The following is a 24,934-nucleotide window of genomic DNA, read 5'->3' on the forward strand; positions in this document are numbered from 1 at the left end:
CGCCTCGTGATCGCTCGGGTGCCGCTCGCGCCGGCGCGGGCTGTCGCCGCTCCCGTCACGGGGGCTCATACCGTGCCTCCCGGGCCGCCCTCGGGGCCGCCCGCGCCGGCCAGGCCCTCCTGCTCCATCTGGGTCTGGCGGGCGCGCCGCTCCTGGAGCTGGTGCTGATGCTCGACCGCTTCGAGGTGGTCCGCCTCCAGCAGCTCATGGACGTTGTTCATCAGCGTCTCCATGTCGACCACGCCGATGTACTCGCCGCGCCGCCCGGTGACCGCCACCCGGCCCGCGCTGTCGGTGAGCACCGCCTCCAGCGCGTCGCGCAGCGTCGCGTCCCGGGACACGGTGTGCTGGACCAGGGTCCCGGCGCGGGCCAGTGACTCCCTGGCCCGGGCCAGATCGCCGCGGCGCAGCCATTTGTACGGGCGGCCGTTGCGGTCCAGCAGCAGCAGTTCGTTGTGGGAGCCGGAGCGCAGCCGGTCGAAGATGGCTTCCAGCGGGTCGTCGAGGCCGGCGGTGGGGAAGTCGACCACGCCCACGTCCCGTACACGGGTCAGATTCAGCCGCTTGAGTGCCGCCCCGGCGCCCACGAAACCGGAGACGAAATCGTCCGTCGGGTTGGTGAGGATGGCTTCGGGGGTGTCGAACTGGGCGATGTGCGAGTGCTCGCGGAGCACCGCGATGCGGTCGCCGAGCTTGATGGCCTCGTCGAAGTCGTGGGTGACGAAGCAGATGGTCTTGTGGAGCTCGTGCTGGAGCCGGATCAGCTCGTCCTGGAGGTGGTCGCGGGTGATCGGGTCGACGGCGCCGAACGGCTCGTCCATCAGCAGGACGGGCGGGTCGGCGGCGAGGGCGCGGGCCACTCCGACGCGCTGCTGCTGGCCGCCGGAGAGCTGGCGCGGATAGCGGCCGTGGAACTCGCGCGGGTCCAGTCCGACCAGGTCGAGCATCTCCTCGACCCGGCCCGTCACCTTGCTCCTGGACCAGCCGATCATCTTCGGGACCAGGGCGATGTTCTGGGCGACCGTCATGTGCGGGAAGAGGCCGGACGCCTGGATGGCGTAGCCCACCTTGCGGCGCAGCTTGACCGGGTCCATGTCGGTGACGTCCTCGTCGCCGATCCGGATCCGCCCGTGGGTCGGCTCGATCAGCCGGTTGATCATCTTCAGACAGGTGGACTTGCCGCAGCCCGAGGGGCCCACGAAGATCACGATCTCGCCGGCCCTGACCTCCAGGTTGACGTTGTCCACCGCGGGGCCGGCGCTCCCCGGATAGATCTTCGTGAGGTTCTCCAGATGGATCCTGGCCCCGGAGGCCGGGGTGGTCTCTGTCGTCTCAGGCACGGATCCCCCTGGAGATGGTCAGGCGTCCGATCAGGACGTAGGCGGCGTCGAAGAGAAGAGCGAGGATGGCGATCCCGAGGGTGCCGGAGAGCACCTGGTTGAGGGAGTTGGCGCTGCCCAGCGAGGCGATCCCGCGGAAGATCTCGTTGCCCAGACCGGGTCCGGAGGCGAAGGCGGCGATGGCGGCGATGCCCATCAGCATCTGGGTGGCGACCCGGATGCCGGTGAGGATGGGCGGCCAGGCCAGCGGCAGTTCGACGCGGACGAGTTGGGCGGTGCGCGACATCCCGATGCCCCGGGCCGCGTCGATCAGATCCGGGTCCACCCCGCGCAGCCCGACGATGGCGTTGCGGACCACCGGCAGCAGCCCGTACAGGGTCAGGGCGATCACCGTCGGGGGGACGCCGAGGCCGACGATCGGGATCAGCAGACCGATCAGGGCCAGGGAGGGGATGGTCAGGATGGTGGCGGTGGAGGTGGTGGCGAGATTGCCCGCCCACTCGCTGCGATAGGTCACCACGGCGATGAAGACCCCCAGCAGGGTGGCGAGCACCATGCACTGGAAGACCGCGCTGGCGTGCTGATACGTATCCGTCAGCAGTTGGGCGTGCCGGGTGCCGACGTACTCCCAGAAGCTCACTCGGTCTCCTCGGTTCAGTCTCCCGATGCCTGTTTCACCAGCGGGACGATCCGCAACGGAACCGGATTTTCCATGACGATTGCCGTTGAGGCCCGCACAATCCCATCAAAGCCCACAACCCGGTCGATCACCCGCTGCAGATCGGCGTTGGAACGGGCGACGAGCCTGCAGAGCATGTCCCCATGTCCCGTCGTTGTATGCAGCTCCAACACCTCGGGAACGGTCGTCAAGTGGGCACGTACGTCATTACCTTGCCCTTGTTTGATCTCAAGCGTGGCAAATGCGGTCACGGGGTAGCCGAGCGCCGCGGGGTCCACGTCCGGCCCGAAGCCCCGGATCACTCCATTCGACTGAAGCCGGTCGAGCCGGGCCTGGACCGTGCCGCGCGCCACCCCCAGCCGCCGGGACGCCTCCAGGACGCCGATCCGCGGCTCCTCGGCGAGCAGCTCCAGCAGCGCTCCGTCCAAATGATCGATCGCCATCGGTCGTCCCTTCCTTTTCGATGGTCATCATGTACAGATAGCCCGGCGATGCCGCCCCTTTGCTAGGCATAATGCCCAGGAGATTCGCGAACTATTGCGCACCTTGTGGATCGGAGAGACTCTGCGGCCATGGCAGACACCACGATGCACACTCAGCCCACCACCCCCAGCTCGGCCCGGCAGGCGGACCCCTTCCCGGTCAAGGGGATGGACGCGGTCGTCTTCGCCGTCGGGAACGCCAAGCAGGCCGCGCACTACTACTCGACCGCCTTCGGTATGAAGCGCGTCGCCTACTCCGGTCCGGAGAACGGCAGCCGAGAGACCGCGAGTTATGTGCTCGAATCCGGCGGCGCCCGGTTCGTGTTCACCTCCGTCATCAAGCCCACCACCGACTGGGGCCACTTCCTCGCCGAGCATGTCGCGGCCCACGGCGACGGCGTCATCGACCTCGCCATCGAGGTCCCGGACGCCCGCGCCGCCTACGAGCACGCCGTCGCCCAGGGCGCCACCGGCCTCATCGAGCCCCACGACCTCAAGGACGAGCACGGCACCGTCGTCCTCGCGGCCATCGCCACCTACGGCAAGACCCGGCACACCCTCGTCGAGCGCTCCGGCTACGACGGCCCCTACCTGCCCGGCTTCACCGCCGTCGAGCCGCTGGTGGAGACCGGACCGCGGCGTTTCCAGGCCATCGACCACTGCGTCGGCAACGTCGAACTCGGCAAGATGAACGAGTGGGTGGCCTTCTACAACAAGGTCATGGGCTTCACCAACATGAAGGAGTTCGTGGGCGACGACATCGCCACCGAATACAGCGCGCTGATGTCGAAGGTCGTCGCCGACGGCACCCTCAAGGTGAAGTTCCCGATCAACGAGCCCGCGATCGCGAAGAAGAAGTCGCAGATCGACGAGTACCTGGAGTTCTTCGGCGGCCCCGGCGTCCAGCACATCGCGCTGGCCACCAACGACATCGTCGCCAGCGTCCGGGCGATGCGCGCCTCCGGTGTGGAGTTCCTGGACACCCCCGACTCCTACTACGACACTCTCGGCGAGTGGGCCGGCGAGACCCGGGTGCCCGTGGAGACGCTCCGCGAGCTGAAGATCCTGGTCGACCGCGACGAGGACGGCTATCTGCTGCAGATCTTCACCAAGCCGGTCCAGGACCGGCCGACCGTGTTCTTCGAGATGATCGAGCGGCACGGCTCCATGGGCTTCGGCAAGGGCAACTTCAAGGCCCTCTTCGAGGCGATCGAGCGGGAGCAGGAGCGCCGCGGCAATCTCTGAGCCGCAGGAGTCGCAGGAGCCACAGGAGCCGCCACGGGCCGTACACGATCTTCCGTGTACGGCCCACGGATGCGAGGCTGAGGGTATGGACCTCATCGCACGGCTGCGCGCCGGACTCCCGGGTGAAGCGATCCTCACCGACCCCGACGTCACCGGCTCCTACGCCCATGACATGGCGAGCTTCTGCGAGGCCGGGACGCCCGCAGTGGTCGTGCTGCCGCGCACCGTCGAGCAGGTCCAGCACATCATGCGGACGGCCACCGAGCTGCGGGTCCCGGTCGTCCCGCAGGGGGCGCGTACGGGGCTGTCGGGCGCCGCCAACGCCTCCGACGGCTGCATCGTGCTCTCGCTGGTCAAGATGGACCGGATCATCGAGATCAACCCCGTCGACCGGGTCGCGGTGGTCGAACCCGGTGTCATCAACGCGGTGCTGTCCCGCGCGGTGAACGAGCACGGGCTCTACTACCCGCCGGACCCCTCCAGTTGGGAGGAGTGCTCCATCGGCGGGAACATCGGCACCGCCTCCGGCGGCCTGTGCTGCGTCAAATACGGCGTCACCGCCGAGTACGTCCTCGGCCTGGACGTCGTTCTCGCCGACGGGCGGCTGCTGACCTGCGGCCGGCGCACCGCCAAGGGCGTCGCGGGCTATGACCTCACCCGGCTGTTCGTCGGCTCCGAGGGAAGCCTGGGCATCGTCGTCCGCGCCGTCCTCGCGCTCAAGCCGGAGCCGCCCGGGCAGCTCGCGCTGGCCGCGGAGTTCCCCTCCACCGCCGCCGCCTGCGAGGCGGTCTGCGAGATCATGGCCCGCGGCCACGCCCCCTCGCTGCTGGAGCTGATGGACCGTACGAGCATCCGCGCGGTCAACGCCATGGCCCAGATGGGCCTGCCGGACAGCACCGAGGCGCTGCTGCTGGCCGCCTTCGACACCCCCGACCCGGCCGCCGACCTCGCCGCCGTCGGCGCGCTGTGCACCGCGGCGGGCGCCACCGAGGTCGTGCCCGCCGAGACCGCCGCCGAGTCCGATCTGCTGCTGCAGGCCCGCCGGCTGACCCTGACCGCGCTGGAGCGGGTCAAATCCGCCACGATGATCGACGATGTGTGCGTACCGCGCTCCCGGCTCGCCGAGATGCTCGACGGCACCGCCGCCATCGCCGAGAAGTACGGCCTCACCATCGGCGTCTGCGCCCACGCCGGGGACGGCAACACCCACCCCACGGTCTGCTTCGACGCCGCCGACCCGGACGAGTCCCGCCGGGCCCGGGAATCCTTCGACGACATCATGGCGCTCGGTCTGCAGCTGGGCGGCACCATCACCGGTGAGCACGGGGTCGGGGTCCTGAAGAAGGAGTGGCTGGCGCGCGAACTGGGGCCGGTGGGTGTGGAATTGCAGCGCGGCATCAAGGAGGTCTTCGACCCGCTGGGCATCCTCAACCCCGGCAAGCTTTTCTGAGCAAAGGGCCCCGGAATTTCCCTGGCCGTGCGGTGGCGCATCTTACTGCCGGTTGTGCGCACCCGCAGATATCGCGGATTCCCGCCGCATCCCTGGCGTGGCGAGCCCGGCTCCTTCTGCCTATCCTGAACAAGAATATCTGCGCCCGCCGGTCCTTCCCTGAATAATTCGACCGCCGCGGCCACAGAGGGATTCCGTCGTTTGAGGCTGCGCCGTTCCCCGCGCACACGATGTTCGTCGTGAGGGAGAACAATTCCCATGGACCTCAACACCATCACCGAAGTCGTCCGGCGACCGTCCGACCGGCCGGGCGCGGACTGGCGCGCCGGGGATGCCTGGCTCGCCGGCGGAACCTGGCTGTACTCCGTGGAACAGCCGGACCTGCGCCGCCTGGTCGACCTGACGGCCCTGCGGTGGGATCCCCTCGTCCCGGGCGACGCGGGCCTCGGCATCGGCGCGACCTGCACCATCCGCGAGCTGTATGCCTGTGCGCTGCCGGACGAGTGGAGCGCGGGCGGCATCGTCGCGACAAGCTGCGAGGCCTTCTTGTCCTCGTTCAAGGTCTGGAACTCGGCGACCGTCGGCGGCAATATCTGTATGTCCTTGCCGGCCGGCCCCATGATCACGCTGACGGTCGCCCTGGAGGCGCAGTACGAACTGTGGGCTCCTGACGGATCCGTGCGCACTGTCGACGCCCTCGCCTTCGTGACCGGAAACAATGAGAACGTGCTCGCCCCCGGGGAAATCCTGCGGCGCATCGACATTCCGGCGCACGCCCTGAAGAAACGCACCGCACACCGCCGATTCTCATTGACCCGCCTCGGCCGTTCGACGGTATTCCTCATCGGTACGCAAACGCCGGGCACGAACGACCTGCTGCTCACCCTCACCGCCGGCACCACACGGCCGGTGCGCATCGCCTTCGACTCCCTGCCCGACGCCCGGACCCTGCAGCAGAGCATCGACGTCATTCCCTCCGACGTCTGGTTCGCCGATCCCAATGGGACCCCCGGCCACCGCCGCCACCTGACACGGCATTTCGCCGAAGAGATCCGTCATGAACTCGTGGCTGGGGGACCGGCATGACCTACCGCGTGAACGGCCGGAGCTTCGACGAGGAACCGGACCCCGGCCAGTGCCTGCGCACCTTCCTCCGTGCGCTCGGTCATTACGGCGTCAAAAAGGGCTGTGACGCGGGCGATTGCGGCGCCTGCACGGTATGGCTGGACGGCGAGCCGGTCCACAGCTGCATCACCCCCGCCTTCCGCGCGGACGGCCGTGAGGTGACGACGATCGAAGGGATCGGCTCACCCGGCCATCTGCATCCGATGCAGCGGCAGTTCCGCGACGCCCCCGGATTCCAGTGCGGTTTCTGCACCGCAGGGATGATCATGACGTCGGCGACCTTCACCGAGGCCCAGAAAGCGGACCTGCCACGGGCGTTGAAGGGCAATCTCTGCCGCTGCACCGGCTATCGGGCAATCGAGGATGCCGTGAAAGGCGTCACCGGCGTGGCGGAGGCCGCACCGGGAAAGGCCGTCGGCACGAGCGTCAATGCGCCGGCCGCCGATGATGTGGTCACCGGGCGCGCGGAATTCACGATGGACACCCATATCGACGGCATGCTGCACCTGAAGGTGCTGCACTCACCCCATGCGCACGCCCGGATCGTCTCGATCGACAAGACCGCCGCACTCGCCGTCCCCGGCGTGCACCGGGTCTACACCTGGGAAGATGTGCCGCGCAGGCGCTTTTCCACCGCGATCCACACCGACCATCTCGTGGATCCGGACGACACCTACCTCCTCGACAGCACGGTCCGCTTTGCCGGCCAGCGCGTCGCCGCGGTCCTGGCCGACTCGGTCGGGGCGGCAGAAGAGGGCTGCCGGCGGGTCGTCGTGGAATACGAGGTGCTGCCGGCGGTATTCGACCCCGAAGAGGCCATGGCCGACGGGGCGCCACAACTGCACGGAGCGGTGGATCCCTTCGTCCTGGATCCCGTCCACAACACCCTGGTCGAGATCCATTCGCAGATCGGCGATATCGACACAGGGTTCGCCGAAGCCGAGGTGATCCACGAAGGCACGTACTTCTCACCGCGGGTGCAGCACGCGCATCTGGAGACGCACGGCTCGATCGCCTGGATGGAGAACGGCCGCCTGAATGTCCGCACCAGCTCGCAGTCGCCGTCGATCGGGAAGGTCAAACTGGCCCGTCTGTTCGCGCTGCGCCCGGATCAGCTCCGGGTGTTCTGCGCACGCGTGGGCGGCGGCTTCGGCGGCAAACAGGAAGTGATCTCGGAGGATCTGGCCGCGCTCGCCACCCTGGACACCGGGCGTCCGGTCTCCTTCGAGTACACCCGGGAGGAGGAGTTCACCACGGCCTCGCCACGGCATCCGATGACCTTGACGGTCAAGCTCGGCGCGAAGGCGGACGGCACGCTCACGGCGTTCCAGGTCCGCAATGTGTCGAACACGGGCGCCTACGGCAATCACGCCGGCGAAACGCTGTATGCGGGCGGTGCCGCCGTCATGATCTACCGCTGCCCCCACAAGAAGTACGACGCGTTCTCCGTCTACACCAACACCGTGCCGAGCGGGGCACTGCGCGGTTACGGAATGACGCAGCCGGCGTTCGCCGTGGAATCGGCGATGGACGAACTCGCACGCGCGCTGCACATGGATCCGCTCGAACTGCGACGGCGCAATATCGTGCGGCCCGGCGATCCGCTGCTCGCCCTGCACGAGGGCCCCGACGACGTGGTGTTCACCGAGGACGGACTCGCGAAGTGCCTCGACCTGGTGGACGAGGCCATGGCCCGCACCGCCGAGCAGCCGTCCCCCGGCCCCGGGTGGCTGGTCGGGTCCGGTGTCGCGAGTTCCCTGCACGAGACCGCACCGCCGACCGAGCACCTCTCCGAGGCCTGGGTCACGCTGGGCGACGACCTCATGTACGAACTGGCCATCGGCACGGTCGAATTCGGCGAGGGCACGTCGACCGCGCATGTCCAGATCGCCGCCAACCAGCTCGGCACCACGCCGTCGCGGATTCGCCTGGTGCAGTCCGACACCGACCGCACGGGATTCGACACCGGCGCTTTCGCGAGTGCGGGACTCTTCGTGGCGGGCAATGCGGTCCTGCGGGCGGCCAATGCCGTGCGCGACCGCATTCTGGAGAGTGCCGCCGCGTACACAGGGACCCATGTCGTGATGTGCTCGATGGACGACGACGGGGTCATCTGCGGTGACCAGCGGGTCTCGCTGGCCGAGCTCGTCGCGGCGGCCCGCGCCCGCGGAATCCGCTTCACCGCCGCCCGCAAGGCCTACGGCTCGCCCCGCAGCGTCACCTCCAATGCGCAGGGATTCCGTATCGCCGTACACCGGGTGACGGGTGAGATCCGCATCCTTTACAGCGTCCAGGCGACCGACGCCGCCGTCATCATCAACCCCGCGCAGGTCCGCGGACAGGTGGAAGGCGGTGTCGCCCAGGGAATCGGCTTCACCCTGACCGAGAATCACCAGGTCAACGCGGACGGTGTCATGGTCAACCCGAATTTCCGCAACTACCGCATCCCCGCCTACGCCGACATCCCCCGCACCGAGGTGCTCCTGGTGGACTCGGCGGATTCCGTCGGGCCCCTGCGGTCGAAGGGGATAGCGGAATGCTGTATCAACCCGGTGGCCCCCGCGTTGGCGAACGCGCTCCACGACGCCACGGGCGTCCGCTACCGGGCACTGCCCCTGACCCCGGAACGCATTTACCGACAACTCAGTGAGAGCGCGGCGGTGGCGACGGGGCTGAGCACATGACCACCGAAAAGCCCCAGGGCACCGAGGCGACCGTCATCATCGGCCAGAAGATCCGGCCCGGACTGGAGCAGGAATTCCACGCGTGGCAGGAGGAAGTCAATGCCGCGGCCGCCGGCTACGCCGGATTCCTCGGCGCCGAGATCTCCCCGCCGACACCCCTCCAGCCCGACTGGGTGGTCGTCTACCGGTTCGACTCGATAGCCCATCTGCAGGCGTGGATCAACAGCGTCACCCGGCAGCGCTTTCTCGACAGCGGCAGCAAATATCTGGACGGCCCCGCGACCCAGCAGGTGGTCAGCGGCGGCAACCGGCAACCGGACCCGCTGGTGACCGTGGTGGTCACCCACCGCGTCCACCCGGACCACGTCGACGCCTTTCTCGCCTGGCAGCGCCATATGACCCAGGAGGAGAGCACCTTCGACGGTTTTCGCGGAACCGAGCTCTTCCGCCCGGTCGAAGGACTCCAGGAAGAATGGACCACGCTGTACCGGTTCGACAGCGCCGAGCATCTCGACGCCTGGCTGACCTCGGCCGAGCGGAAGGAAGTCCTCGCCGAGGGCGAGAAGTTCCACGACTTCCGCATGCGCACCATCGACAACTCGTTCGGCAGCTGGTTCGCCTTCGAGGAGAACGGCAGGGAAGCACCGCCGCCCTCGGAGACCAAGACCTCCGTCGCGGTCTGGGTCGGCCTCTACCCGACCGTGGTGCTGCTGACGCTCGCCCTGTCACCGCTGCACCTGCCGCTCTGGCTCGGACTGCTCATCGGCAACCTGCTGTCGAGCTTCATCATGAGCTTCCTGACCATGCCCTTCTATGTGAACCCGATGCTCAGGCGGTGGCTGCGGCCGCCCCCGGACGCACCGGCGGCGAAGACCCGCCTCACCGGCCTCGGCATCGTGGCGGCGGTCATGGTGTTCTGGGCCGCGGTCTTCTACCTCGTGACGACCCAGATCTGGCATCTGCCCTGACCCGGCGCACCCGTGCGCCGCCGCCCGGGCCGCTGACCGGATGTACACGGCAGGGGAAGGACGGTTGACTGCCCCCATGACGATCCATGATCCGTACAGACCCGGCGAGGGAATGGTCACCTTCCGGGTGACCGGCCAGGGCGTCGACGACATCACCTACGCCGTCCAGGCGCTGGAGGACTCCGGCAGTGAAGAGCAGGTGACCCGGCCGGAGTTGCCGTGGTTCGTGGTGACCGACGCGCGCGGGGTGGGCGCCATGCCGATGCTCACCCTCACCCTCGACGGCCCGGACGCCTACGCCGAGTGCGAGATCCTCACGGACGGCGCACCGGCCGTCCGCGGCACCGTGCACGGACCGGCCGCGACTGCCGTGTTCATGGCACGCGCAGCCGCCTCGTAAAGTGATCGCCATGGACTCCGTACTGCCCGTCGTCATCGCTCTTCTCGTGCTGGCCGCCATCATGTTGGTCTCGGCCACCGACCGCCGCTCCAGGTCGCTGGAACGCCGGCTCCGGCAGCTGGAGCGCAAGGTGGACCTGCTGCTGGCGCACGCCGGCGTCGAAGAGCCGCAGGACGCCCGAATGGCCGAGATCGACCAGCTGCTGACGCAGGGCAAGAAGATCCAGGCCATCAAGGTGCACCGCGAGGTGACGGGCTCCGGGCTCGCCGAGGCCAAGGAAGCGGTCGAACGCCGGATGCGCTGACCGCCCGTTGGGCCGAGGATGGCCAGAAGGACCCGCCCCGCGGGCCACCTCATGCCCACGCAGGAAGCGAGAGCCGATGGCAGCGACCGAAGCCACCAAAGCCGCTGATGAGGCGTATGACGTCATTGTGCTGGGAGCGGGGCCGACCGGTGAGAACCTCGCCGACCGGGCGCATGCCGCCGGGCTGAGCGCCGTCGTCGTGGAGAGCGAACTGGTCGGCGGCGAATGCTCCTACTGGGCGTGCATGCCCAGCAAGGCCCTGCTGCGCCCGGTCACCGCCCGCTCCGAGGCCCGCCGGGTACCCGGCCTCAAGGACGCCGCGGACGTGGCACTGGACGCGCCCGCCGTACTCGCCCACCGGGACGCCTTCACCTCCTACTGGAAGGACGACGGGCAGGTCCGCTGGCTGGACTCGCTCGGTATCGACCTGGTGCGCGGCCAGGGGCGGCTGGCCGGTCCCCGCAGAGTGGTCGTCGACGGCGGCCGGGTGCTCACCGCACGGCATGCGGTCGCGGTCTGCACCGGCAGCCGCGCGGTGCTGCCCGGCATCCCCGGGCTCGCCGAGGCCCGGCCCTGGACCAGCCGCGACGCGACCAGCGCCAAGAGCGTGCCGGGCCGGCTGGTGGTGGTCGGCGGCGGTGTGGTCGGCGTCGAGATGGCCACCGCCTGGCGGGCCCTGGGCGCGTCGGTGACGCTGCTGGTCCGCGGCGACGGGCTGCTGCCCCGGATGGAGCCGTTCGCCGGCCACCTCGTCGCGGAGTCGCTCGCCGAGGCGGGTGTCTTCCTGCGGACCGGCGTCGAGGTGCGCGAGGTACGCCGGGAGGCCCCCGGCGGCCCGGTCACCATCCTGCTGGACTCCGGTGACGAGATCGTCGCCGATGAACTCCTGATCGCCACCGGCCGGGCCCCGCGCACCGAGGACATCGGCCTGGACACGGTCGGCCTGGCGCCCGGCTCCTGGCTGGACGTCGACGACAGCTGCCGGGTGACGGGAGTGACCGGCGGCTGGCTCTACGGCGTCGGCGACGTCAACCACCGCGCGCTCCTCACCCACCAGGGCAAGTACCAGGCCAGGATCGCCGGAGCCGCGATCGCCGCACGCGCCCGGGGAGTCCCGATCCTGGAGTCCGACCGCTGGGGCGCGCACGCCGCCACCGCGGACACCCTCGCCGTCCCCCAGGTCGTCTTCAGCGACCCGGAAACCGCCTCGGTGGGCCTGACCGCCGCCGCGGCCGAGAAGGCCGGATACCGCACCCGGGTGGTCGACCAGGACCTGGCGGCCGTGGCCGGGGCGTCCCTGTACGCGGACGGCTATCGCGGCCGGGCCCGGATGGTCGTCGACCTGGACCGTGAGGTGCTGCTCGGCGCCACCTTCGTCGGTGCCGGCGTCGGCGAGCTGCTGCACTCCGCGACGGTCGCGGTGGCCGGTGAGGTCCCCATCGAGCGGCTGTGGCACGCGGTTCCCTCCTACCCCACGATCAGCGAGGTGTGGCTGCGGCTGCTGGAGGCGTACCGGGGCTGAGGCGGCGCCGGGCCGTACGACGTCAGGCACCGGCCGCCTCGTCAAGCCCCGTCCCCCCGGAGACCTGGCCCCTCACCCTTACGCCCCGGGCTCCGGGGACTCGTCCGCGGGCCAGGGGCCGCCCGGCCGCAGCTCGTCCCCGGACGCCATCGCGAACAGGTCGCTCAGCCCCTTGTCGAGGCCCAGATGCGCCTGCTCGGACCCCGGCGGGACCACCCGCAGGGTGCGCTCCAGCCACGCCGAGACCGCCGCGGCCGGTGCCTCCAGCAGGGCCTGCCCGTCCGGCGAGTCCAGCACTATGCAGACCAGGCTGCGGGCGTCCCGCTTCGTCGGCCACACCCGCACATCGCCGTCGCCGCACGGCCGGAACACGCCCTCGACGAGCAGTTCGCGGGCGAACGTCCAGCTGACGGGGGAGTCCGAACCGATGTGAAAGGTGACATGGACGGCGTACGGGTCATCCGTCCGGTACCTCAGCCGGGCCGGCACCGGAATGCTGTGCTCCGGCGACAGGACCAGGCCCAGCTCCAGCTCTCGTTCCACCACGGTGTGCATGGCGTCCGCCTCTCTTCGCTTCCTGCGGGGCCCCCGATACCGGGCCCGCACGGAGAGAGAGCCGCCAACCGCCGAACCCTTACACGACTTCGTACAACTTTTTTCCCGCGCCTCTTCCAGGTGGTCGTCGGCGGGCACGGCCACCGCGGGAACCCGGGGTCTGATAGATGTGGACGCCGCGTTGCGGCAGACTGCACCCCACACCCACCAGGCCGAGTACAGATAGCGGGACTACGGATATGAGCGCTCCCACCTCAGGATCCGCCGGCGGCAGCCCCACGCCAGGCTTCTACCCGGACCCGTCCATCCCCGGCTACATCCGGTACTGGAACGGTGCCGCATGGGTGCCGGGCACCAGCCGGCCCGCCCCCGCCGAGGGCGAGGCGATGCCCGCCCCACCGCCCGGTGCGGCCCCGTCGCCCTCCCCTGCCGTCGAGGAGACCGGCCCGGTCTTCTTCGACGAGGAGGAGGCGGCCGGCGGCTCCGCGGTGCCCGCCGTACGCCAGAGCGGTGAGGTCGCCGCCCAACCCGTGAGCTGGGACGACCCGGCCCGGCTGCACGGCACCAGCCCCGAGTCGGCCGCCGCCTGGCAGGCCGATGCCTCCCGGCAGAGCGGATTCGGCGGCGAGCCCGACCGCCGGATCTCCTGGGGTTCGCCGGACCAGGCCCCCGCCGGTACTCCGTCAGGCGCCGCCTCCTGGGGCGCGGTGCCGCCGCAGCGTGAGGAGCAGGGCGCCGACGCCGGAGCGGGTGACGTGCCCGGCGCTTCCTCGTCGGCCTCGCGGGGGCCGGGCGTCCCCTCCGACGGGACGGTCGCCATCCGCGCCGTGAACCCGGCCGCCCGCCGCGGCGGGAACTCCGGCGACCAGGGCACCACCGCGATCCGCGCGGTCCGGCCCGGTGGCGGCAAGCCCGCCAAGGGCAACGAGACGATGGCGATCCGCGTCGCGGGCGGCGGCCGTACCCCGTCCGACGCCCCCGAGGACGGCTCCCCGCAGTCGCTGCCGGCCGGCGGCGACCGGCAGCAGAGCCGCCCGGCCCCGCAGAGCCAGGCCCCGCAGCAGACGCCGGCCCCGCAAGCCGCGGCCCCGCAGACCCCGGCGCCCCAGAGCCCGGCCCCGCAGCGTCCCGCCCCGCAGGCCCCGGTGCAGCAGCCCGGCCAGCAGGCGTCCGCCCCCGCGGCCGGCCTGCCGCCGCAGGGCGGTGCCGCACCGGCCCGGCCCGGTCCGCAGGGCGCCGACGCCGACGGGGTCATCCCCTGGAAGCCGCCGGCCGCCGCCGACCCCTTCTCGGCGCTGGCGCAGGCCGCGCAGGGCCATCCGGCCGGTCTCGGCCGCAGGTTCGCGGCCCGGCTGATCGACACCCTGGTGCTGGGCGCGCTCACCGCCGCGGTCGCCGTCCCCATGTGGGGCACGGTCACCGACCACCTCGACGCCAAGGTGGAGGCGGCCAAGCAGTCCGGCCGCCAGGTGACGGTCTATCTGGTCGACGGCACGACCACCCCGGTCTTCGCCACCCTCCTGGCCGTCCTGCTGATCGGCGGTGCGCTCTACGAGGCGCTGCCGACCCTCAAGTGGGGCCGCACCCTGGGCAAGAAGCTGTGCGGCGTACGGGTCCTGGACATCGAGAGCCACGACACCCCGACCCTCGGCGCCGCGCTCAAGCGCTGGTTCCTCTACAGCGTGCTCGGCATCCTCGTCGTCGGTGTGCTCAACGTCGTCTGGTGCCTGTTCGACCGGCCGTGGCGCCAGTGCTGGCACGACAAGCTGGCACGGACCTTCGTCGCGTCCGGCTGACCGCCGCCGGGCCGCCGCCGCGGCCGCATCCGTTCCCCCGAACGGACCTCGCCGGATGCGGCGGGCCGCGACAAGGGGTCGACTCGGGCCATGAGTACCGACCAGCCCCGGCCCGGCCCCGGTGAGCCGCCGGAGAACGACCCGTTCCTGAAGAAGCCGCAGGAGCCGCCGGCGGGCGGCGCTCCCCGCAACAGCTCTCCCCGGGAGAACGGCTCGCCCCGTAACCACGCTCCGCACGGCGGCGGTACGGGGGGCAGCGGTACGGGCGGCGGAGAAGGCGGTGCACCACCCCCGGGGGGTCCGCCGCCGCCCGGGGGCACCCCGCCGCCCGCAGGAGGCCCGTACGGCGGTCGCCCCTACGGCGGCGGCCCGTATGCCGGCGATCCCTACGGCGGGCAGTACGGAGTGGCCGATCCGCTGGCCGGGATGCCGCCGCTGGCGAACCGCGGTCGCCGGCTCGTGGCGCGCATCATCGACGCGGTGATCATCGGGGTGCCGGCCTGGCTGATCATGACCGCGATCGTCGGCGGGGTGGACTTCTTCAGCACCGACGGCGACCAGGCCGGCCGGCAGTCGACGGTCTCGGGCGTCACCATGCTGGCGTACCTCATCTACGAGGGGCTGATGCTCAGCAGCCGCGGCCAGACCGTCGGCAAGATGGCGATGAAGATCCGGGTGGCGATGCTCTCGGACGGTTCGATCCCGCACGGCCAGCCCGGCTGGGTCCGGGCCGCGGTCTATACGCTGCCGGAGATCATCCCGTGCTGCGGTTTCATCTTCTGGCTGATCAACGTCCTGTGGTGTACCTGGGACAAGCCGTACCAGCAGTGTCTGCACGACAAGGCGGCGAAGACCGTGGTGGTGTCCACGGAGACGCCGCCGCCCACCGGCTCAGCGTGAGTGTTCGCCGATCCGGGCCTCACCCGCGCCCGCGGTGACGCCGCCCCAGGCGGTGCGCTGCGGCGCGCCCGCGGGCCGGGGGTGCTCGGACGGCGCCGGAACGGCCCGCAACGGGGCGGACGCTGCGGGCGATCCGTTGCGTACGACATGCCGGCGGACCACCCGTGACACCCCGGGCATCGGCACCGTCATGGCGACCAGCAGCCCGAGCCCGAGCCCGGCGATGGCGATGACCGCGACCCCGATCCCGGTCTGCGTCTGCGACAGCAGCAGCATCGCGAGGGTGGAGAAAAAGACGGTGGCCGAACCGTAGGCGAGCTGTGCGGCGGTCGGACGAGGCATGGCGGAATCCGTCCTCGGAGGGTCGGCAGGGGGGTTGGTCAGGGCGCGCCGGAAAAGGAGCCTACGGTCGTAATTGCCCGAGCGGAACGCCGAGTAAGCGTGACCTAACCCACGGCTCGGGGCACAGGGGGCGCACAACGCCGCCGCGGCTGCGCGGGCGGCAGGACGTCATGGCTGCTGGGGGCGGGGGCGCATGCCCAGCGGGCATATACACCCGGCCCCTGCCCGATGATCCGGCGTCCGGCGCGATGCCGTCGCCCGATGTCCGATAGCCGCAACTCGCGGACCGAGTAACGTACTTCGCTGACGTGCCCAAGTCAAGATCTGTCTTTTTCATCGTACTTCCGGTCGAATGCCCTCGAACAGTGACCGGTTCGATGGGGAGGACAGCGCCAAGTGAGAGACAGCAGAAGGGTGTTCAGATCGGCCGCCCTGGCCACGGCAATTGCCGCGATCGGGGCGGCCGCTTTGTCTACGGGGGTGGCGACGGCCGACGCGCAGGGGCCGTCGCCGGTCGCCAAGCGTCAGGACCCGGCTCCCGAGCGGGCCGTGGACCACGACCTCAAGGGCCCGTTCAGTGACCGGGAGGCGGCCGAGCGCAGGGAAGCGCTGCAGCAGGTCATCGCCGGCGACGCCAAGGCGACCGAGCGCAACGGCTCCCAGGTCGTCAAGCTCGGCAAGAGCAAGTACGTCGAGCTGGCCCGGCAGAAGACCGACCGGATCTTCACCGTCCTCGTGGACTTCGGCGACAAGGTCGACGACACCACGATGTTCGACCCGGACGGCGACGGCCCCAAGCCCCCGGTGAAGAAGTACGGCGGCGACCCCGGCCCGGCGCACAACCAGATAGCCAAGCCGGACCGTAAGAAGGACAACAGCACGGCCTGGCAGAAGGACTACAACCAGAAGCACTTCCAGGACCTCTACTTCTCGCACGACAAGAAGAAGCAGTCGCTGGCCAAGTACTACGAGAAGCAGTCCTCGGGCCGCTACTCCGTCGAGGGCGAGGTCTCCGACTGGGTCAAGGTCGACTACAACGAGGCCCGTTACGGCTCCAACTACTGCGGTCAGACCAACTGTGCCAGCGCCTGGGACCTGATCCGCGACGGCGTCAACCAGTGGGCCAAGAACCAGAAGGCGGCCGGCCGCACCGACGCGCAGATCAAGACGGACCTCGCCAAGTACGACCGGTGGGACCGCTACGACCACGACGGCGACGGCAACTTCAACGAGCCCGACGGCTACATCGACCACTTCCAGATCGTGCACGCCGGTGAGGACGAGTCCGCGGGCGGCGGGGTCCAGAAGACCAACGCCATCTGGGCGCACCGCTGGTACGCGTACGGCACCGACGCCGGCAAGACCGGTCCCGGTGCGAACAAGGCGGGCGGCGCCCAGATCGGCGACACCGGGATCTGGGTCGGCGACTACACCATGCAGCCGGAGAACGGCGGACTCGGCGTCTTCGCCCACGAGTACGGTCACGACCTGGGCCTGCCGGACGAGTACGACACCAGCGGCACCGGTGAGTCCTCCGTGGACTTCTGGTCGCTGATGTCGGGCGGCTCCTGGCTCGGCACCGGCAAGGACTCCATCGGCGACCTGCCCGGTGACATGAGTGCCTGGGACAAGCTGCAGCTGGGCTGGCTCAACTACGGCAAGGCGAAGGCCGCGAAGAAGTCCACCCACAAGCTGGGCGTCGCCGAGTACAACACCAAGAACAAGCAGGCGGTGGTCGTCGAGCTGCCGGCCAAGGCGGTCAAGACCGACATCGTCCAGCCCGCGGAAGGCTCCAAGCAGTGGTGGAGCGGTATGGGCGACAACCTGAAGAACACGCTGTCCCGGCCGGTGGACCTCACCGGTAAGGCCAAGGCGTCGCTGACGCTCAAGGGCTGGTGGGACATCGAGAAGGACTACGACTACCTCTACGCCGAGGTCTCCACCGACGGCGGCACCGACTGGACGGCCCTGGACGGCACCGCGGGCGGCAAGGCCATCCCGCGCGACGGCAGCGACAAGCCCGCCCTGACCGGCACCGTGGGCGCCTACCAGGACCTCGTCTACCCGCTGGACGCCTACGCGGGCAAGAAGATCGACCTGCGCTTCCGCTACCAGACCGACGGCGGCGCGGCCCAGAAGGGCTTCGCGGCCGACACCGTCAGCGTCGTCGCCGACGGCAAGCCGCTGTTCAGCGACAACGCCGAGGGCGGCGACAACGGCTGGACCGGCAAGGGCTTCTCGCGCATCGGCGCGTCCTTCACCAAGGACTACCCGCAGTACTACCTCGCCGAGAACCGCCAGTACGTGTCGTACGACAAGACCCTCAAGGTCGGCCCGTACAACTTCGGCTGGACCACCGCCAAGCCGGGCTGGGTGGAGCACTTCCCGTACCAGAACGGTGTGCTGATCTGGCTGTGGGACACCTCGCAGGCGGACAACAACGTCGGTCTGCACCCGGGCCGCGGGCAGATCCTCCCGGTCGACGCGCACCCCAAGGCCGAGCGCTGGGCGGACGGCAAGCTGATGCGCAACCGCTTCCAGTCCTACGACTCGACCTTCACCCGCTTCCGGACCGACGCCCTCACGCTCCACCGTGACGGCAAGCCGGTGAAGATCACCTCGAAGAAGGGCGTGACGCTCTTCGACGACCACCGCGGCGTCTACTACGACAAGGCGAACCCGACCGGCGGTGTGATCGTTCCTGACACCAACACCCAGATCAAGATCACCAAGGAGGCCCGCGACGGCTCCACGGTGACGTTGAAGGTCGGCTCTGCCGGTAAGTAAAACGTAAAACCGCAGGTCAGATGCTGTTCGGCCGTCGCCCCCTAGCGGGCGGCGGCCGATTCGCGTTTAGATGCGTTCTACAGTTCCTTGTTGACGCGAAGTCTCACGGGGGAGATATGACGATGTCCGGTGGTGGATTCATCAGGCTTCCTGGCGGAAGCGTGGTGGTCGCCCTCTCGCTGCCCAGACCGCCGCACGGCGCGCGGTCGGGCCTGTACGACTGCGGTTGCCGGGTCCGGGTCCTGGTCCATGCCGTCAACCGCCAGCGCGCCCTGACCAGGCTGCGCAACCTCGGTCTGCGGTCCGTCTACCTGCGCGGCAACACCGAGCCGCCCACACCCGACGAGGTCACGGCCGTGCTGCACCATCCCGACGGCCTGGTCTGGCGCGAGGCCCCGGAGGACGACACCGAGTCGTGGCATCCGATACGGGCGCTGCTGCGGCCCCGGCCGGCCCGCCCGGCGGTGGAGGCCGAGCCGGCCGAAGGGAACGAACGTCCGGCCGCCTGACGGGCCCGTCAGGCGCCGATGAGGACCGGTTTGCCGGTCAGCTCGGCGCCCGCCGCGCGCAGCTCCTCCAGTGCCCGCTCGGTGCTGTGCGCGGCCACCCCGGCGGTCAGGTCCAGCAGGACATGGGTGCGCAGCCCGGCGCCGAGCGCGTCCAGGGCGGTGGCGCGGACACAGTGGTCGGTGGCGATACCGACCACATCGACCTCGCTGACGGAGTGGGCGTGCAGCCAGTCCGCGAGCGGGGTGCCGTTCTCGTCCGCGCCCTCGAAACCGCTGTACGCGGCGGTGTGGGCGCCCTTGTCGAAGACCGCGTCGATGGCGCCGGAGGCCAGCGCCGGGGCGAAATTGGGGTGGAACCCGCTGCCCTCCGTGCCGGCCACACAGTGCACCGGCCAGGAGTGCTCGTAGTCCGGGGTGTCGGAGAAGTGATCGCCGGGGTCGATGTGGTGGTCCCGGGTGGCCACGACATAGCGGTAGCAGCTGCCGGCCGCCTGGCCCACGAGATCGGTGATGGCCGCCGCGACGTCCGCACCTCCCGCCACCGCGAGGCTGCCGCCCTCACAGAAGTCGTTCTGCACATCAACGACGATCAATGCCCGGTGCATGGTGCGTGCCTTCCGGCTGGGAATCGGGGAGGGGCGCGAGTGGTGGTGTGACCGAGGGTAGCCACTGGAGGGGGATTGCGGGAGTGGGGCGGAGCCCGGCGGGACGGCGGATACCGGGCGCGGCGTACGGCGGCCGCCGCCCGGCACCGTGCGCCCCCTCAGCGGCGCCCGGTCACACGTACTCGGTGGGCAGCACGGGCTCGCCGCGGGAGAGCTGGGTCGCCGACAGCGGCAGCGTGGCGCGGGCCGCGATGTGCCGGTCGCGGGCGGCGTCCAGCGGCTCGCGGGCCACGACCTTGCCGGCGCTCACCAGCGGCACCAGCAGCTGCCGGTCGGCCAGCTCGGCGGGGACCGGGCCGGTGCCGATGACCTCGGCCTCGGCCACGCCCTCCGCATCCACCCGGCGCGCGGCCCACTTGCGGCCGCCGAGCGAGGTCTTGGCGCCCATCGACTTCTTCGCGACCGGCCGCAGCGGCGCGCCCGGATCCTCGCCGTCGGCGCGGGCGACCAGCTTGTAGACCATCGAGCAGGTCGGGTGCCCGCTGCCGGTCACCAGCTGGGTGCCGACGCCGTACGCGTCCACCGGGGCGGCGGCCAGCGAGGCGATGGCGTACTCGTCCAGATCGCTGGTGACCACGATCCTGGTCCGGTCGGCGCCCAGCTCGTCCAGCTGCTGGCGCACCCGGTGGGCGATCAGCAGCAGATCGCCGGAGTCGATCCGTACGGCACCGAGCCCCGGGCCGGCCACCTCCACGGCGGTGCGCACCGCCTCGGTGACGTCGAAGGTGTCCACGAGCAGGGTGGTGCCGCTGCCGAGGGTGTCGACCTGCGCGGTGAAGGCGTCCCGCTCGGTGTCGTGCAGCAGGGTGAAGGCGTGGGCGCTGGTGCCGACCGTGGGGATGTTGTAGCGGAAGCCGGCGGCCAGGTCGGAGGTGGTGTGGAAGCCGCCGACGTACGCGGCGCGGGACGCGGCCACCGCCGCCAGCTCATGGGTGCGGCGGGCGCCCATCTCCATCAGCGGGCGGTCGCCGGCCGCCACCGACATCCGGGAGGCAGCGGCGGCCACCGCGGAGTCGTGGTTGAGGATCGAGAGGATCACGGTCTCCAGGAGGACCGCCTCGGCGAAGGTGCCCTCGACCCGCATCACGGGGGAGCCGGGGAAGTAGACCTCGCCCTCCGGGTAGCCCCAGATGTCGCCGCGGAAGCGGTAGTCGGCCAGCCACTCCAGGGTCGGCTCGTCGAGGATGCCGCGCCCGCGCAGGAAGCCGAGGATGGTCTCGTCGAAGCGGAAGTTCTCCACCGCGTCCAGGACCCGGCCGGTGCCGCCGACCACGCCGTAGCGGCGGCCCTCGGGGAGACGGCGGGTGAAGACCTCGAAGACCGAGCGCCGGTCCGCGGTGCCGGACCGCAACGCGGCCTGCAGCATGGTGAGTTCGTACTGGTCGGTGAAGAGCGCAGTCGACGGCACGGCCACCGGCAGCCCCAGGTCTGCTGTGTTCATGGGGGAGATGCTACCCCCATTACTCGTCACTCTGACGATAGTGCTCCGGGGTGGACAAAAGGCTGCCCGCGAGCGCGGTGTGCGGCTCGCCGACGCGGCCCGCGCGAGGGGCATTTGTGCGTCGCCCGTCCCCGGGTGGCAGCATGGGGCCTGTGAGCGCCCACCCGTCACCCACGACCACGCTCCGGCCGCATCGCTGCACGCTCAGTGTCCCGGTCGAGATCGAACGTCCCGAGTCGAGCGAGGCTCCCTTCGAGGTCCCCGAACCCGACGTCCCGTGGGTCACGATCGTCCACAACGACCCCGTCAATCTCATGAGCTACGTCTCGTATGTCTTCCAGTCGTACTTCGGCTACTCCAAGGACAAGGCGCACCAGTTGATGCTCGACGTCCATCACAAGGGCCGCGCGGTGGTCTCCAGCGGCAGCCGCGAGGAAATGGAGCGCGACGTGCAGGCCATGCACGGCTACGGCCTGTGGGCGACCCTTCAGCAGGACCGCAAATGAGCGGGCACTTCGAGCCGCTGCCCGACGGCGGCGCCGCCGTTCCCCTCGACGAGGTCGAGATCTCCATCCTGCGCAGCCTCGCGGTCCAGCTGATGGAGCTGATCGGTCCGGGCGAGGAGACCGGGGAGAGCGAGAGCGACGATCTGCTCGCGTCGGTCTTCAACGACGGGCCCAGCGAGCCGCCCGCCGACCCGGTCCTGGCCCGTTTCTTCCCCGACGCCTACGGCGGGCCCGACCTCGTCCCCGATGACGACGTCCGCGCCGCCTCCGCCGAATTCCGCCGCTACACCGAGAACGATCTGCGCTCCCGCAAGCGCGAGGACGCCCTCGCGCTGATCCGTGCGCTGGACACCCTGGCGCCCGAGGGCGGCAGCGCGGAGCTGCGGCTGAAGCCCGACGAGTGCCGGCAGTGGCTGGGGGCGCTCAACGACCTCCGGCTGGCCATCGGAACGCGGCTTGAAGTCACCGATGAGGAGGACGGCGGCGAGCTGCTCCGGCTGCCGGACAGCGATCCCCGCAAGCCGATGGTGATGGCATACCTCTGGCTCGGCGGGCTCCAGGAGACTCTCGTCGAGTCACTCATGGGCTGAAACCCGGGCGTACCAACCCGGGAATGTGCCGAGTGTTCGCTCAGCGGATGCTCAAATCCGGATAACGATCGCATCACTGCAGTGGTGCGGCTTGCCGTCGTTGGCGCAACTTGTCCTGTTTTCCTTGTGGTTCGGTTCACGCCATCTCTAGTCGATCTTCAGTGGCGCGTGTTAAATGTTCACGACCTGCCGTGGGCGACGCCACCCCTGTCGCTGCGGGAGCGCTTGAGCCGGCCGACCGTCGGCGTGCAGGAACTCCATCCGGGGGGATCGGGACCCGATCCGGACAGACCGGGTCGGAATGGAGAAAGGCGCACCACTCATGACCTCTGTGCAGGTCGACAAGCAGCACGACGGCAACGAGGCACCTGGACAGGCCCCCGAAGAGGGCTACCAGCGGGGGCTGGGAAACCGTCAGATCCAGATGATCGCCATTGGCGGCGCCATCGGTACCGGCCTCTTTCTCGGGGCGGGCAAGGCGATCTCGATGGCCGGGCCGAGCATCATCCTCGCCTACGCCATCGTCGGTCTGGTCATCTTCTTCATCATGCGGGCCCTGGGCGAACTGCTCATGTACCGGCCCGTCTCCGGCTCCTTCTCGGAGTACGGACGCGAATTCCTCGGCCCGTTCATCGGCTTTGTGACCGGCTGGACGTACTGGCTGTTCTGGGTCGTCACCGGCATCACCGAAGTGACCGCCGCCGCGACGTATGTGCAGTACTGGAACAAGGACATACCGCAATGGGCCGCGGCACTCGTCTTCACGTGTGCGCTCTTCGGTATCAACCTGATCTCCGTGAAGATCTTCGGTGAGCTGGAATTCTGGTTCTCGATGGTCAAGGTCACCGCGATCATCGGCATGATCCTGATCGGCCTCGGCGTGATCACCCTCGGCTTCTCCGACGCCGGTGACACCGCCTCCTTCAGCCTCCTGTGGTCCGACGGCGGTTTCTTCCCCAAGGGCATCGGCGGCACGCTGATGACGCTGCAGATCGTGATGTTCGCCTTCCTCGCCGTCGAGCTCGTCGGCGTCACCGCGGGCGAGGCCACCGACCCCAAGAAGGTCCTGCCCAAGGCGATCAACACCGTGCCGTGGCGGATCGGCCTCTTCTACATCGGCGCGCTGATCATCATCCTGTCCGTCGTCAGCTGGACGGCGTTCAAGCCGGGCGTCAGCCCGTTCGTCGCCGCCTTCCAGCAGATCGGCCTGCCGGCCGGTGCCGGCATCGTCAACTTCGTCGTGCTGACCGCCGCGCTCTCCTCGGCGAACTCGGGCATGTACTCCACCGGCCGGATGCTGCGCGACCTCGCGCTCAACGGCCAGGGACCGAAGTTCTTCACCCGGCTGAGCAAGAACGGCCTGCCCACCTGGGGCACCGGCGTCTCGGTCGCGATGATGCTGTTCGGCGTCTACATCAACTACCAGTGGCCCGGTGAGGCGTTCAACTACGTCGTCTCCTTCGCCACCATCTCCGGTATGTGGGCGTGGATCGTCATCCTGGCCTCGCAGCTGCGCTACCGCGCCAAGGCGAACCGCGGCGAGCTGCCGCAGTCCGAGTTCAAGGCCCCCGGCAGCCCCTTCACCTCGGTCTTCGCGCTGGCCTTCATCGGCATGGTGATCGTGATGATGGGCGCCGACCCGGATGCCCGGATCTCGCTCTACGCGGCTCCCGTGTGGGCGCTCATCCTCGGTGTCGGCTACCTCTGCATCAAGCGGCGGGACGCGGCGGCCCTGGCGGCCGCCGGGGCACCGCGGGAGGCTGCCGCCAAGGACACCAAGAGCTGAGGCAGCACCCCGGACGGTCGGCGGAGCCGCCCGACTGTCCAGCATGCGGGCCCGTATGTACCACTCTTCGGTACGTACGGGCCCGCTGGCTATTCTTGGCGCCATGCTGACCCTCACCAAGGCCCTCTTCGACCAGATCGTCGAGCACTCCCGCCAGGACCACCCCGACGAGGCCTGTGGCGTGGTCGCGGGCCCGGCAGGCAGCGGCCGCCCCGAGCGGTTCATCCCGATGCTGAACGCCGCCCGCTCGCCCACCTTCTATGAATTCGACTCCTCCGACCTGCTCAAGCTCTACCGCGAGATGGACGACCGGGACGAGGAGCCGGTGATCATCTACCACTCGCACACCGCCACCGAGGCCTACCCCTCGCGCACCGACCTCTCCTACGCGAACGAGCCCGGTGCCCACTATGTCCTGGTATCCACCGCCGACACCGACGATGCCGGACCCTTTCAGTTCCGCTCGTTCAGGATCGTGAACGGCGAGGTCACGGAGGAAGAGGTCGAGGTCGTGGCGGCGTACTCCTGAGCGCGTCCCACCTGGCGTACACCAATCGTCCGCATCATGGGACGAGGTTCCAATACCCGGACCGGGAATCGATACGATGACCGCATGGTTGACCACGACGTGAGCGAGAAGAGGCCGGGCATGCTGCTGCTCGCTCCGCTCGCCACGCGTCGCTCCGCATCCGCCCTGCTGGGCGCGTTCGGCTGCGGAGCCGCACGGCTGCACGTGGATCTGTGCCGCCTTTCCAGCGCCATCTGTCCGCGCTGCGCCGGCGCCTGACCGGCCCCCTTCAGGCGCGCGGCGCGCGCCACCCGCACTTCCCGCGTCCCCCGACGTCCTCCCGGCCTGCC

General features: G+C 69.8%; 24 protein-coding genes. 17 read left to right on the forward strand and 7 right to left on the reverse strand.

The genetic code is table 11. The features are described from left to right. Positions 1-65: 65 nt before the first annotated feature. Genes SLV14N_RS25300 through SLV14N_RS25310 form a run of 3 tightly spaced genes read right to left on the reverse strand, consistent with a single transcriptional unit; the run spans position 66 to position 2,462 of the window. Positions 66-1,340, reverse strand: coding sequence for a betaine/proline/choline family ABC transporter ATP-binding protein (locus SLV14N_RS25300; protein ID WP_208683845.1), 1,275 nt, complete (start codon positions 1,338-1,340; stop codon positions 66-68). Then, positions 1,333-1,980 (reverse strand): ABC transporter permease, encoded by a 648-nt coding sequence (locus tag SLV14N_RS25305; protein ID WP_208683847.1) that lies wholly within the window; start codon positions 1,978-1,980, stop codon positions 1,333-1,335. The genes SLV14N_RS25300 and SLV14N_RS25305 overlap by 8 nt, the downstream gene beginning before the upstream one ends. Before the next feature lie 14 nt (positions 1,981-1,994). After that, positions 1,995-2,462, reverse strand: coding sequence for an Lrp/AsnC family transcriptional regulator (locus SLV14N_RS25310; protein ID WP_030986863.1), 468 nt, complete (start codon positions 2,460-2,462; stop codon positions 1,995-1,997). 129 nt (positions 2,463-2,591) lie between these two features. Between SLV14N_RS25310 and hppD the strand changes: the two genes are divergently transcribed. The 8 genes from hppD (at position 2,592) to SLV14N_RS25350 (ending at position 12,199) form a co-directional block, all read left to right on the forward strand. Beyond that, a complete protein-coding gene (hppD, locus tag SLV14N_RS25315) occupies positions 2,592-3,746 on the forward strand; it encodes a 4-hydroxyphenylpyruvate dioxygenase (protein ID WP_127151116.1) in 1,155 nt (384 codons plus the stop codon). An 85-nt stretch (positions 3,747-3,831) separates the two neighbouring features. Next, positions 3,832-5,196: an FAD-binding oxidoreductase gene (locus SLV14N_RS25320; RefSeq protein ID WP_208683849.1), complete on the forward strand. Its 1,365-nt coding sequence runs from the start codon at positions 3,832-3,834 to the stop codon at positions 5,194-5,196. Positions 5,197-5,454: 258 nt separating this feature from the next. After that, complete coding sequence (locus SLV14N_RS25325; protein ID WP_263271184.1) at positions 5,455-6,282, forward strand: FAD binding domain-containing protein; 828 nt, start codon at positions 5,455-5,457, stop codon at positions 6,280-6,282. Continuing rightward, positions 6,279-9,005, forward strand: a complete 2,727-nt coding sequence (locus SLV14N_RS25330; RefSeq protein WP_263271185.1) for a molybdopterin-dependent oxidoreductase — start codon at positions 6,279-6,281, stop codon at positions 9,003-9,005. Before SLV14N_RS25325 ends, SLV14N_RS25330 begins: the two co-directional genes overlap by 4 nt. Continuing rightward, the gene (locus tag SLV14N_RS25335; RefSeq protein ID WP_208683854.1) at positions 9,002-9,973 is read left to right on the forward strand and encodes an antibiotic biosynthesis monooxygenase; all 972 of its coding nucleotides are present in this window, start codon (positions 9,002-9,004) and stop codon (positions 9,971-9,973) included. Before SLV14N_RS25330 ends, SLV14N_RS25335 begins: the two co-directional genes overlap by 4 nt. 76 nt (positions 9,974-10,049) lie before the next feature. Further along, positions 10,050-10,373 carry a hypothetical protein gene (locus SLV14N_RS25340; RefSeq protein WP_263271186.1) on the forward strand — a complete coding sequence of 108 codons (324 nt, stop codon included), beginning with the start codon at positions 10,050-10,052 and terminating at the stop codon, positions 10,371-10,373. 10 nt (positions 10,374-10,383) lie between these two features. After that, complete coding sequence (locus tag SLV14N_RS25345; RefSeq protein WP_263271188.1) at positions 10,384-10,677, forward strand: ribosomal protein L7/L12; 294 nt, start codon at positions 10,384-10,386, stop codon at positions 10,675-10,677. Between the two features lie 76 nt (positions 10,678-10,753). After that, positions 10,754-12,199: an NAD(P)/FAD-dependent oxidoreductase gene (locus tag SLV14N_RS25350; RefSeq protein ID WP_263271189.1), complete on the forward strand. Its 1,446-nt coding sequence runs from the start codon at positions 10,754-10,756 to the stop codon at positions 12,197-12,199. Positions 12,200-12,277: 78 nt separating this feature from the next. Here the strand turns inward: SLV14N_RS25350 and SLV14N_RS25355 are convergent, their stop codons facing one another. Next, positions 12,278-12,754, reverse strand: coding sequence for an SsgA family sporulation/cell division regulator (locus SLV14N_RS25355; RefSeq protein WP_263271190.1), 477 nt, complete (start codon positions 12,752-12,754; stop codon positions 12,278-12,280). A gap of 239 nt (positions 12,755-12,993) precedes the next feature. Between SLV14N_RS25355 and SLV14N_RS25360 the strand changes: the two genes are divergently transcribed. Together SLV14N_RS25360 and SLV14N_RS25365 are read left to right on the forward strand one after the other, a co-directional pair. Beyond that, on the forward strand, positions 12,994-14,550 hold the full coding sequence (locus SLV14N_RS25360) for an RDD family protein (RefSeq protein WP_263271192.1): 1,557 nt from the start codon (positions 12,994-12,996) through the stop codon (positions 14,548-14,550). 90 nt (positions 14,551-14,640) lie between these two features. Next, positions 14,641-15,450 (forward strand): RDD family protein, encoded by an 810-nt coding sequence (locus SLV14N_RS25365; RefSeq protein WP_208683863.1) that lies wholly within the window; start codon positions 14,641-14,643, stop codon positions 15,448-15,450. Here SLV14N_RS25365 and SLV14N_RS25370 read toward each other — a convergent pair. Next, positions 15,442-15,792, reverse strand: a complete 351-nt coding sequence (locus SLV14N_RS25370) for a hypothetical protein (RefSeq protein WP_208683865.1) — start codon at positions 15,790-15,792, stop codon at positions 15,442-15,444. The two genes, SLV14N_RS25365 and SLV14N_RS25370, sit on opposite strands and share 9 nt — an antisense overlap. Positions 15,793-16,188: 396 nt before the next feature. On the opposite strand from SLV14N_RS25370, the gene SLV14N_RS25375 reads away from it, so the two are divergent. Together SLV14N_RS25375 and SLV14N_RS25380 are read left to right on the forward strand one after the other, a co-directional pair. Then, on the forward strand, positions 16,189-18,579 hold the full coding sequence (locus SLV14N_RS25375; RefSeq protein WP_263271195.1) for an immune inhibitor A: 2,391 nt from the start codon (positions 16,189-16,191) through the stop codon (positions 18,577-18,579). A gap of 116 nt (positions 18,580-18,695) precedes the next feature. Then, entirely contained in the window at positions 18,696-19,088 is a 393-nt protein-coding gene (locus SLV14N_RS25380; RefSeq protein WP_208683869.1) for a hypothetical protein, read from the forward strand. An 8-nt stretch (positions 19,089-19,096) separates the two neighbouring features. Here the strand turns inward: SLV14N_RS25380 and SLV14N_RS25385 are convergent, their stop codons facing one another. Then, positions 19,097-19,693: an isochorismatase family protein gene (locus SLV14N_RS25385; RefSeq protein WP_208683871.1), complete on the reverse strand. Its 597-nt coding sequence runs from the start codon at positions 19,691-19,693 to the stop codon at positions 19,097-19,099. Between the two features lie 172 nt (positions 19,694-19,865). After that, positions 19,866-21,194: a nicotinate phosphoribosyltransferase gene (locus SLV14N_RS25390; RefSeq protein ID WP_263271197.1), complete on the reverse strand. Its 1,329-nt coding sequence runs from the start codon at positions 21,192-21,194 to the stop codon at positions 19,866-19,868. A gap of 152 nt (positions 21,195-21,346) precedes the next feature. Between SLV14N_RS25390 and clpS the strand changes: the two genes are divergently transcribed. The 5 genes from clpS (at position 21,347) to SLV14N_RS25415 (ending at position 24,863) form a co-directional block, all read left to right on the forward strand. Beyond that, on the forward strand, positions 21,347-21,700 hold the full coding sequence (clpS, locus tag SLV14N_RS25395) for an ATP-dependent Clp protease adapter ClpS (protein WP_259670506.1): 354 nt from the start codon (positions 21,347-21,349) through the stop codon (positions 21,698-21,700). Continuing rightward, on the forward strand, positions 21,697-22,290 hold the full coding sequence (locus SLV14N_RS25400; protein ID WP_263271199.1) for a DUF2017 domain-containing protein: 594 nt from the start codon (positions 21,697-21,699) through the stop codon (positions 22,288-22,290). Before clpS ends, SLV14N_RS25400 begins: the two co-directional genes overlap by 4 nt. A 322-nt stretch (positions 22,291-22,612) precedes the next feature. After that, the gene (locus SLV14N_RS25405) at positions 22,613-24,076 is read left to right on the forward strand and encodes an amino acid permease (RefSeq protein ID WP_208683877.1); all 1,464 of its coding nucleotides are present in this window, start codon (positions 22,613-22,615) and stop codon (positions 24,074-24,076) included. Between the two features lie 103 nt (positions 24,077-24,179). After that, complete coding sequence (locus SLV14N_RS25410) at positions 24,180-24,605, forward strand: Mov34/MPN/PAD-1 family protein (RefSeq protein ID WP_127151088.1); 426 nt, start codon at positions 24,180-24,182, stop codon at positions 24,603-24,605. Between the two features lie 84 nt (positions 24,606-24,689). Next, positions 24,690-24,863, forward strand: coding sequence for a putative leader peptide (locus tag SLV14N_RS25415; protein ID WP_018091301.1), 174 nt, complete (start codon positions 24,690-24,692; stop codon positions 24,861-24,863). Positions 24,864-24,934: the final 71 nt, after the last annotated feature.

It is taken from the genome of Streptomyces sp. Je 1-4 4N24 (genome assembly GCF_026239515.1).
GTDB classification, from domain to species: domain Bacteria; phylum Actinomycetota; class Actinomycetes; order Streptomycetales; family Streptomycetaceae; genus Streptomyces; species Streptomyces nigrescens.

Coding starts and splice junctions, on each gene's coding strand:
- SLV14N_RS25310 (WP_030986863.1), bottom strand. CDS start 2,462: ATGGCGATCGATCATTTGGACGGAGCGCTGCTGGAGCTGCTCGCCGAG.
- hppD (WP_127151116.1), top strand. CDS start 2,592: ATGGCAGACACCACGATGCACACTCAGCCCACCACCCCCAGCTCGGCC.
- SLV14N_RS25320 (WP_208683849.1), top strand. CDS start 3,832: ATGGACCTCATCGCACGGCTGCGCGCCGGACTCCCGGGTGAAGCGATC.
- SLV14N_RS25325 (WP_263271184.1), top strand. CDS start 5,455: ATGGACCTCAACACCATCACCGAAGTCGTCCGGCGACCGTCCGACCGG.
- SLV14N_RS25330 (WP_263271185.1), top strand. CDS start 6,279: ATGACCTACCGCGTGAACGGCCGGAGCTTCGACGAGGAACCGGACCCC.
- SLV14N_RS25335 (WP_208683854.1), top strand. CDS start 9,002: ATGACCACCGAAAAGCCCCAGGGCACCGAGGCGACCGTCATCATCGGC.
- SLV14N_RS25340 (WP_263271186.1), top strand. CDS start 10,050: ATGACGATCCATGATCCGTACAGACCCGGCGAGGGAATGGTCACCTTC.
- SLV14N_RS25345 (WP_263271188.1), top strand. CDS start 10,384: ATGGACTCCGTACTGCCCGTCGTCATCGCTCTTCTCGTGCTGGCCGCC.
- SLV14N_RS25350 (WP_263271189.1), top strand. CDS start 10,754: ATGGCAGCGACCGAAGCCACCAAAGCCGCTGATGAGGCGTATGACGTC.
- SLV14N_RS25355 (WP_263271190.1), bottom strand. CDS start 12,754: ATGCACACCGTGGTGGAACGAGAGCTGGAGCTGGGCCTGGTCCTGTCG.
- SLV14N_RS25360 (WP_263271192.1), top strand. CDS start 12,994: ATGAGCGCTCCCACCTCAGGATCCGCCGGCGGCAGCCCCACGCCAGGC.
- SLV14N_RS25365 (WP_208683863.1), top strand. CDS start 14,641: ATGAGTACCGACCAGCCCCGGCCCGGCCCCGGTGAGCCGCCGGAGAAC.
- SLV14N_RS25370 (WP_208683865.1), bottom strand. CDS start 15,792: ATGCCTCGTCCGACCGCCGCACAGCTCGCCTACGGTTCGGCCACCGTC.
- SLV14N_RS25380 (WP_208683869.1), top strand. CDS start 18,696: ATGACGATGTCCGGTGGTGGATTCATCAGGCTTCCTGGCGGAAGCGTG.
- SLV14N_RS25385 (WP_208683871.1), bottom strand. CDS start 19,693: ATGCACCGGGCATTGATCGTCGTTGATGTGCAGAACGACTTCTGTGAG.
- SLV14N_RS25390 (WP_263271197.1), bottom strand. CDS start 21,194: ATGAACACAGCAGACCTGGGGCTGCCGGTGGCCGTGCCGTCGACTGCG.
- SLV14N_RS25400 (WP_263271199.1), top strand. CDS start 21,697: ATGAGCGGGCACTTCGAGCCGCTGCCCGACGGCGGCGCCGCCGTTCCC.
- SLV14N_RS25405 (WP_208683877.1), top strand. CDS start 22,613: ATGACCTCTGTGCAGGTCGACAAGCAGCACGACGGCAACGAGGCACCT.
- SLV14N_RS25410 (WP_127151088.1), top strand. CDS start 24,180: ATGCTGACCCTCACCAAGGCCCTCTTCGACCAGATCGTCGAGCACTCC.
- SLV14N_RS25415 (WP_018091301.1), top strand. CDS start 24,690: ATGGTTGACCACGACGTGAGCGAGAAGAGGCCGGGCATGCTGCTGCTC.